At 63.6% G+C, this 7,445-nt stretch carries 9 protein-coding genes and 1 pseudogene; 7 read left to right on the plus strand and 3 right to left on the minus strand.

The window, feature by feature from the left end; all coding sequences use genetic code 11:
- Window positions 1-348, plus strand: a pseudogene (locus EOC93_RS31525) (thymidine phosphorylase); the annotation flags it as partial.
- Here EOC93_RS31525 and EOC93_RS31530 read toward each other — a convergent pair.
- From EOC93_RS31530 to EOC93_RS31540, 3 genes are all read right to left on the minus strand, one after another.
- The gene (locus EOC93_RS31530) at window positions 349-912 is read right to left on the minus strand and encodes a TIGR02281 family clan AA aspartic protease (RefSeq protein WP_127206571.1); all 564 of its coding nucleotides are present in this window, start codon (window positions 910-912) and stop codon (window positions 349-351) included.
- A gap of 107 nt (window positions 913-1,019) precedes the next feature.
- Window positions 1,020-1,649, minus strand: a complete 630-nt coding sequence (upp, locus tag EOC93_RS31535) for a uracil phosphoribosyltransferase (protein WP_095488517.1) — start codon at window positions 1,647-1,649, stop codon at window positions 1,020-1,022.
- A gap of 104 nt (window positions 1,650-1,753) precedes the next feature.
- A complete protein-coding gene (locus tag EOC93_RS31540) occupies window positions 1,754-2,728 on the minus strand; it encodes an adenosine deaminase (protein WP_127206572.1) in 975 nt (324 codons plus the stop codon).
- 148 nt (window positions 2,729-2,876) lie between these two features.
- Here EOC93_RS31540 and ubiE point away from each other — a divergent pair, with 148 nt between their 5' ends.
- From ubiE to coaBC, 6 genes are all read left to right on the plus strand, one after another.
- Window positions 2,877-3,653 carry a bifunctional demethylmenaquinone methyltransferase/2-methoxy-6-polyprenyl-1,4-benzoquinol methylase UbiE gene (gene ubiE / locus EOC93_RS31545; RefSeq protein ID WP_127206573.1) on the plus strand — a complete coding sequence of 259 codons (777 nt, stop codon included), beginning with the start codon at window positions 2,877-2,879 and terminating at the stop codon, window positions 3,651-3,653.
- 13 nt (window positions 3,654-3,666) lie between these two features.
- The gene (gene ubiB / locus EOC93_RS31550; RefSeq protein ID WP_126105075.1) at window positions 3,667-5,241 is read left to right on the plus strand and encodes a 2-polyprenylphenol 6-hydroxylase; all 1,575 of its coding nucleotides are present in this window, start codon (window positions 3,667-3,669) and stop codon (window positions 5,239-5,241) included.
- 76 nt (window positions 5,242-5,317) lie between these two features.
- The gene (locus EOC93_RS31555) at window positions 5,318-5,527 is read left to right on the plus strand and encodes a plasmid stabilization protein (RefSeq protein WP_127206574.1); all 210 of its coding nucleotides are present in this window, start codon (window positions 5,318-5,320) and stop codon (window positions 5,525-5,527) included.
- Between the two features lie 2 nt (window positions 5,528-5,529).
- Window positions 5,530-5,784: a hypothetical protein gene (locus EOC93_RS31560; RefSeq protein ID WP_127206575.1), complete on the plus strand. Its 255-nt coding sequence runs from the start codon at window positions 5,530-5,532 to the stop codon at window positions 5,782-5,784.
- The gene (locus EOC93_RS31565; protein WP_348627617.1) at window positions 5,781-6,188 is read left to right on the plus strand and encodes a type II toxin-antitoxin system VapC family toxin; all 408 of its coding nucleotides are present in this window, start codon (window positions 5,781-5,783) and stop codon (window positions 6,186-6,188) included. Before EOC93_RS31560 ends, EOC93_RS31565 begins: the two co-directional genes overlap by 4 nt.
- 25 nt (window positions 6,189-6,213) lie before the next feature.
- Window positions 6,214-7,431, plus strand: coding sequence for a bifunctional phosphopantothenoylcysteine decarboxylase/phosphopantothenate--cysteine ligase CoaBC (coaBC, locus tag EOC93_RS31570; RefSeq protein WP_127206576.1), 1,218 nt, complete (start codon window positions 6,214-6,216; stop codon window positions 7,429-7,431).
- Window positions 7,432-7,445 lie beyond the last annotated feature (14 nt).

Here is a 7,445-nt window from a genome sequence, read left to right on the forward strand (position 1 = left end):
AGGAATCCGGAAAAATACCTGCCGAAGGCGGCGACCGAGCTTGCGGTCAAGGCGACCGAAAACGGCTTTGTCACCGGCATCGCCACCCGCGACATCGGGCTTGCGGTCGTCGGGCTCGGCGGCGGGCGCATACGGCCCGACGACAGCATCGACCATGCGGTCGGCATCACCCGGCTGCTGCCGGTCGGCGCGGAGGTGCGCGCCGGCGAGGCGCTGGCGCTGGTCCATGCCCGCAACGCCTCCGATGCCGAGGCGGCCGCGGCCGCCGTGCTTTCGGCCTATACGATCGGCGCTTCGAAGCCGCCCGCGGAAAAAACCGTTATCAGGCGGATCCTGCCGCGCGGGTGATCACTGGACGAGCAACAGTGCGCCGTTTTCGACCTGATATTTTTCAAGCCGCTGGAGAAAACTCAGACCGATCAAATTGGTGCGCAGTGCCTTGTCGTCGAGCACCACCGCCTGGACGCCGTCGACCGTGATCTTGCCGATCTGCAGGCGATCGACGGTCACCAGGGCAGCCTTGATCGCCCCGTTGGCGGTGTTGACCGTGTGGCGGAAGTCCGACGCGTTCAGCGAAATGCCGATCCTGCGTGCCGTCGAACTGTTGATGGCGACGAGCGTGGCGCCGGTGTCGATCATGCCGTCGACCTGACGGCCGTTGAGCTTGAACGCCGACGTGAAATGCCCGCGCGCATCCGCCGCGACCACGACCTTGCGGCCGAGCGGCTGCGGCGTCGCCGGTCTGTCGGGAACCGCGGCCAGGTTCAGGTCCGTTTGCGTTTCGACCGTGGGCCTCGCCCCGACCGCCGATTTCAGCAGGCCATCGAGAATCTGCGGATTCGATTGATAGAGGATCGGGAACGACGCCGATGTTACGGCGAGCACGCCTAGGATGAGAAGATTGCGCAGCATGGACCGGCCTTCGTGAACGCCCATGCTTATCGCGACATGGTGTTTGCAGCTTTAACAGATGCGGAAAGCGGCCGTTTGCGTAAACGATCGGTAAACGAGTGGCACGGTCATTTAGTGCCGTACATGCGGTCGCCGGCATCACCGAGGCCGGGCATGATGTAGCCTTTCTCGTTGAGCTGGCGATCGATGGACGCGGTGAATACCGGGACATCGGGATGCGCCTTGATGAAGCGCTCGAGGCCTTCTGGCGCAGCCAGCAGGCAGAGGAAGCGGATGTTGGTGGCGCCGCGCCCTTTTAGCTTGTCGATCGCCGCGATCGCCGAATTGGCGGTCGCCAGCATCGGGTCGACGACGATCACCAACCGGTCGGCGAGATCGCTCGGCGCCTTGAAGAAATATTCGACCGCTTCCAGCGTCTCATGATCGCGGTAGAGACCGATATGGGCGACGCGCGCCGCCGGCACCAGGTCAAGCAGGCCCTCGAGCAAGCCGTTGCCGGCGCGCAGCACTGAGGCGAAGACCAGCTTCTTGCCCTCCAGCGTTGGCGCTTCCATCGTCTCGATCGGCGTTTCGATCGTTGTCGTCGTCAGCTCGAGGTTGCGAGTGACCTCGTAGCCGAGCAGCAGCGAAATCTCGCGCAACAACCGCCGGAAGCCGGCCGTCGAGGTTTCCTTCTTGCGCATGATGGTCAGCTTGTGCTGGACAAGCGGGTGGTCGACGACGGTGACGCCCTTCATGGTGTTCTCCTGAAATTCCGGCTGCTTACGTGAACCCTATCGACAATGCGCCGGCCAAGGAACTGCTTGCGATCACCTACCACAGTTTTTGCAGCAGGAGAGAGTTAGCGGGCGGCGGCGTTGAGGCGGGCGAGAAGCGCCGTCCTGGTCTTCTTATCGACGAAGGCGGCCTCGATTGCGGTTCTGGTGACGGCGGCGAGCGCCTTGTCGTCCATCGAAAAATGCTCTGCGGCAATGTCGTATTCGCGCTTCAGCGACGTCCAGAAATAGGGTGGGTCGTCGGAGTTTAGCGTCACCTTGCAGCCCGCCGCCTGCAGCGCCGGAAAAGGGTGATCGGCGAAACTGTCGAAGACCTTCAGCGCGATGTTGGAGCCGGGGCAGCATTCGAGCACGACGCCTTCGTCGGCTATGCGCCGGACAAGGTCGGGATTTTCGATGGCGCGCACGCCATGGCCGATACGGGCGGGGCGGATATGGTCGAGCGCCGCCTTGACGCTTTCCCAGCCCATCAGCTCGCCGGCGTGGACGGTGATGCCGAGGCCGGCCTCGCGCGCGATCTCGAAGGCCCTGACATAGTCCTCCAGATCGCCCATCCGCTCGTCGCCGGCGACGCCGAAGCCGGTGACCAGCGGATGTCCGCAGCGGGCCGCGAAGCGCGCCGCCTGCTCGATCGAATAGACGCCGGCGTTGCGCACGCCGGTGACGATCATGCGGCCCTCGATGCCGGTCTTGGCCTTGGCACGCGCCATGCCTTCGCCGAGCGCGTCCGTATAGGCCTTGGGCGACAGGCCGGCCTTGCCGGCATGGTCCGGCGAGGTGAAGATCTCGGAATAGATGGCGCCGTCGCGGGCGAGACTGGTCAGGTAATGATCGGCCAGCCGCGCATAGTCTTCTTCCGTGCGGAACAGGTCGGAGGAGAAATCATAGGCGGCGAGGAAGGAGGTGAAATCGTGCCAGACGAAGGAGCCGTCCTGAATGTAGGGCGAGGTGTCCTTGCCGTATTTCTGCGCCTGGCGGATGACGAGTTCGGGCGCCGCTGCCCCTTCGATATGGCAGTGCAGTTCCGCTTTCAAAGGCATGCAGTCATCCCGTCAGGTCAGCCCAGTTCGCGGAGCCATAAGCATGATTCCACGACCGAGAAGCGCGGCCGAACACCGCGCCTTAAACAATAGCGTCGGCACCATCGATCGGCTATGGTCCCGCCGGTTTTATGGCGGATCAAAAATAATGTCGGTTGAGAGAACCACGGCCGTTGGCGGCATGGAGACCTCCTATGGTTTCAAGCGTGTAGGGGCAGGCGAGAAGCAGTCCCTGGTCAATGACGTTTTCCACAAGGTCGCGAACCGCTACGATCTGATGAACGACCTGATGTCGGCCGGCCTGCACCGGCTGTGGAAGGACGCTATGGTCACATGGCTCAATCCACCGAAACGACCGCGCTGGAGCGTTCTCGACGTTGCCGGCGGCACCGGCGACATCGCCTTCCGCATCGTCGAGGCGAGCGGCAGGAACGCCCATGCCACCGTTCTCGACATCAACGGCTCGATGCTCGCCGTCGGCCGCGACCGGGCCGAGAAAAAGGGACTGACTGATAACACCGATTTCGTCGAAGCCAATGCCGAGGAGCTGCCCTTCGCTGAGGCCACGTTCGACGCCTACACGATCGCTTTCGGCATTCGCAACGTGCCGCGTGTCGATGTGGCGCTTGCGGAAGCCTATCGCGTGCTGAAGCCCGGCGGACGCTTTCTCTGTCTCGAATTTTCCGAGGTCGACATGCCGTTGCTCGACAAGGTCTATGAGGCGTGGTCGTTCAACGCCATCCCCAGGATCGGCAAGGCGGTGACCGGTGACGGCGAGCCCTATTCCTATCTGGTCGAATCAATCCGCAAGTTTCCCAATCAGCAGAATTTTGCGGCGATGATTTCCCGCGCCGGCTTCGACCGCGCTTCTTTTCGCAATTATTCCGGCGGCATTGCTGCGCTTCATTCGGGCTGGAAGCTTTGAGGCTAGCGCAGTCATGAGCAGGGTCGGCGCTGGTTTCAGGCTCGTGCGGGCCGGCTGGGTGCTGGTCCGCGAAGGCGTCGTGGCGGCCTTGCCGGGCGACGAGCTTTCCGGCCTGCCGAAACTCGGCTGGCGGATGGCACGGCTGTTCACCCGCCGCCGCGCGCTTGCCTATGAGCGTGGCGACCGGCTGGCCAAGGCGGTCGTCCGGCTCGGGCCATCCTATGTCAAGCTCGGGCAGTTCCTGGCGACACGGCCCGATGTCGTCGGCAACGACATGGCGCTCGACCTCGCCATGCTGCAGGACAAGATGCAGACCTTTCCGCAGACCGAGGCCATTGCGGCGATAGAGGCTTCGCTCGGGCGCAAGGTCGGCGACCTCTACGCCAGTTTCGGCGATGCCGTTGCCGCGGCTTCGATCGCTCAGGTCCATATCGCAGAAACCCTGCACGACGGCGTCGGTTCGCGGGTGGCGGTCAAGGTCATCCGGCCAGGCGTGCGCCGCCTCTTCTTTCGTGATCTCGAGAGCTATTTTCTCGCTGCCCGCCTGCAGGAGAAGTACATCCCGTCGTCGCGCCGGCTGCGGCCGGTCGAAGTGACCGAGACGCTGGCGCAGACCACCAAGATCGAAATGGATCTGAGGCTCGAGGCGGCAGCGCTTTCGGAGCTCGGCGAGAACACCAAGGACGATCCCGGCTTTCGCGTGCCGATGGTCGACTGGGAGCGCACCGGCCGCGACGTTCTGACCATGGAATGGGTCGACGGCATCAAGATGAACGACATTGCCGGCCTCGCTGCTGCCGGCCACGATCTGAAGGCGATCGCCGCCAATCTGATCCAGTCGTTCCTGCGTCAAACGCTGCGCGACGGCTTCTTTCATGCGGACATGCATCCGGGAAACCTGTTCGTCGAGGCCGACGGCACCATCGTTGCCGTTGATCTCGGCATTGCCGGCCGGCTCGGCAAGAAGGAGCGCCGTTTCCTCGCCGAAATCCTCTATGGCTTCATCACCCGTGACTATCTGCGCGTCGCCGAAGTGCATTTCGAGGCCGGCTACGTGCCGCGCCAGCACAATGTCGCGGCGTTCGCCCAGGCGATCCGGGCGATCGGCGAGCCGATCCACGGCCAGCCGGCCGATACCATCTCGATGGCCAAGCTCTTGACGCTTCTGTTCGAGGTGACCGACCTCTTCGACATGGCGACGCGTTCCGAACTGGTGCTGCTGCAGAAGACCATGGTGGTGGTCGAGGGCGTCGCCCGCACCCTCGACCCGGCCTTCAACATGTGGAAGACGTCCGAACCGGTGGTCAGCGGCTGGATATCGGGCAATCTCGGCCCGCGTGCTCTGCTGGCCGACGCGCGCGACGGCGCAAGCGCGCTGCTGGCGCTGGCCCGCCAGGCGCCGGACCTCGCCGCCCGCACCGAGCGGCTGTCGCGCGAGATCGATTTGATGGCCGAACATGGGTTGCGCTTCGACGAAAGGACAGCGCACGCGATCGGCAAGGCCGAGGCGCGCTACACCCGCTCCGGCCGGCTGGCGCTGTGGGTGATCGCGGTGACGCTGGTCTATATCGCCTGGAAGCTGCTCTGAAATGCTAGCAATGACAGCAGTGCTGTCATTGCAGTCATGCTCCGGTGTCGCTACATTAGGTCGCGGGAGTGCGATCATGGCCCGGATTACTGTCCGCAATGTGGATGAGAGTGTCATGCGGCGACTGCGTGAGCGTGGCGCCGCGCGTGGCGTTTCCATGGAGCAGGAGGCGCGGGACGTGCTCGCCGCATCCGTTGGGCTTCCGACCACCAAAGGTTTCGACTGGTCGGGCATTGCAGCCGAGGACGAAACCAAGTTCAGACCGACGGCACGGGGGCAAGGGTAGTTATGGGCACCCTGACCATTCGCAATCTCGACGACGATCTGAAGCAAAAGCTGCGCGAGCGGGCTGCCAAACATGGTGTGTCAATGGAGCAGGAGGCAAGAAGTCTGTTGCTGAAGGATGTGGCAGCCGCCAAAGAACGTGACGGGGATTTCGTTACGGCGGAGGAAATCCTCGAATTCGGCCGACGACTGCAACAAGCGGACTTCGATCAGAAGAAATTCACTGATGACCTCTGGTCCTTCATCGAGGAGGAATGACCGTGGTGGTCGACACCTCAGCGATCGTGGCCATCCTGAAGCAGGAGCCCGATGCTCCGGCGATCGCCCAGCGCCTCGCCGGAAATCAGCAGATATTGATGAGCGCCGCGACTCTGATGGAATGCGGCACAGTAATTGTCCGACGCTATGGCGCGGCTGGCACGGCCGAGTTGACGGGCCTTCTTGCTAGACTCAAAGTCACGATCGTCGCTCTCTCCGCCGAACACGCGCAAGCGGGAATTGAAGCCTATTCAACCTATGGCCGAGGCACCGGCCACCCGGCCAACCTCAACATGGGCGACTGCTTCGCCTACGCTCTCGCCAAGACCCGAGATCTGCCATTGCTTTTCAAGGGCGATGATTTCATCCATACCGATATCACGCCGGTACTGAAGCCGGCATGACTTTGGACAAGGACTGGTCTCGGGCATGATCCTTTCCGGCAAGCGCATCCTGCTGATCATCGGCGGCGGCATCGCCGCCTATAAGGCGCTCGACCTGATCCGCCGGCTGCGCGAGCGGGGCGCTGCGGTGCGTGTCGTCATGACCGCTGCGGCGCAGGAGTTCGTGACCACGCTGTCGGTTGGAGCGCTGGCTGCCGACCACGTCTTCACCGATTTGTTCGACCGCAATGACGAGCACGATGTCGGCCACATCCGCTTGTCGCGCGAGGCCGACCTTGTCGTCGTGGCGCCGACCACCGCCGACCTGATGGCGAAGCTCGCCAACGGCCACGCCAATGACCTTGCCTCCACTGTGCTCATTGCCACCGACAAGCAGGTTTTGATGGCGCCCGCCATGAACCCGAAGATGTGGTCGCATCCGGCGACCCGGCGAAACCGCGCGACGTTGCAGAAGGACGGCATCGCATTCATCGGCCCGGCGAAGGGCGAGATGGCAGAGAGCAACGAGGCAGGCGAGGGCCGCATGGCCGAGCCGCTGGAGATCGTCGCCGCGATCGAGGCGCTGCTCGACATCAGGCCGAAGCCGCTGGCAGGCAGAAAGATCATCGTCACCTCAGGGCCGACGCATGAGCCGATCGACCCGGTGCGCTACATCGCCAATCGCTCGTCCGGCAAGCAGGGCCATGCCATTGCGGCGGCGCTGGCAAGGCTCGGCGCCGATGTGCGCCTCGTCTCCGGTCCGGTCGGTATTGCCGATCCGGCCGGGGTCACCACGCTGCATGTCGAAACCGCGAACGAGATGAAGGGCGCGGTCGAACAGCTGCTGCCGGCGGACGCGGCCGTGTTCGTGGCTGCCGTTGCCGACTGGCGTAGCGAGACTTCGGCCGGCGAGAAGATCAAGAAGGTAGCAGGCGAGGGGCCGCCGGCGCTGCAGATGATCGAAAACCCCGATATTCTTGCCGGTGTCGGTCATCACAAAAGGCGGCCCAGCCTGGTCGTCGGCTTTGCCGCTGAGACGCAGGATCTCGTCAAGAACGCCGAGGCCAAGCTCAGGAAGAAGGGCGCCGATTTCATCGTCGCCAACGACGTGTCCCGCGTAGGCGGCGTGATGGGCGGCGATCGCAACCGGGTGCGGATCGTCTCGAAGGCCGGTGTCGACGAATGGCCCGAGATGAGCAAGGACGAGGTGGCGACGCGGCTTGCGGCATTGATCGCCGAGCGGCTGAAGACAATTACTGTCTAGCCCGTCGCTTCCTG

Source organism: Mesorhizobium sp. M6A.T.Ce.TU.002.03.1.1 (assembly GCF_003997275.1).
Classification (GTDB): Bacteria; Pseudomonadota; Alphaproteobacteria; order Rhizobiales; family Rhizobiaceae; genus Mesorhizobium; species Mesorhizobium mediterraneum.

Coding starts and splice junctions, on each gene's coding strand:
- ubiE (WP_127206573.1), top strand. CDS start 2,877: ATGTCGGTTGAGAGAACCACGGCCGTTGGCGGCATGGAGACCTCCTAT.
- upp (WP_095488517.1), bottom strand. CDS start 1,649: ATGAAGGGCGTCACCGTCGTCGACCACCCGCTTGTCCAGCACAAGCTG.
- EOC93_RS31530 (WP_127206571.1), bottom strand. CDS start 912: ATGCTGCGCAATCTTCTCATCCTAGGCGTGCTCGCCGTAACATCGGCG.
- ubiB (WP_126105075.1), top strand. CDS start 3,667: ATGAGCAGGGTCGGCGCTGGTTTCAGGCTCGTGCGGGCCGGCTGGGTG.
- EOC93_RS31555 (WP_127206574.1), top strand. CDS start 5,318: ATGGCCCGGATTACTGTCCGCAATGTGGATGAGAGTGTCATGCGGCGA.
- EOC93_RS31565 (WP_348627617.1), top strand. CDS start 5,781: ATGACCGTGGTGGTCGACACCTCAGCGATCGTGGCCATCCTGAAGCAG.
- EOC93_RS31540 (WP_127206572.1), bottom strand. CDS start 2,728: ATGCCTTTGAAAGCGGAACTGCACTGCCATATCGAAGGGGCAGCGGCG.
- EOC93_RS31560 (WP_127206575.1), top strand. CDS start 5,530: ATGGGCACCCTGACCATTCGCAATCTCGACGACGATCTGAAGCAAAAG.
- coaBC (WP_127206576.1), top strand. CDS start 6,214: ATGATCCTTTCCGGCAAGCGCATCCTGCTGATCATCGGCGGCGGCATC.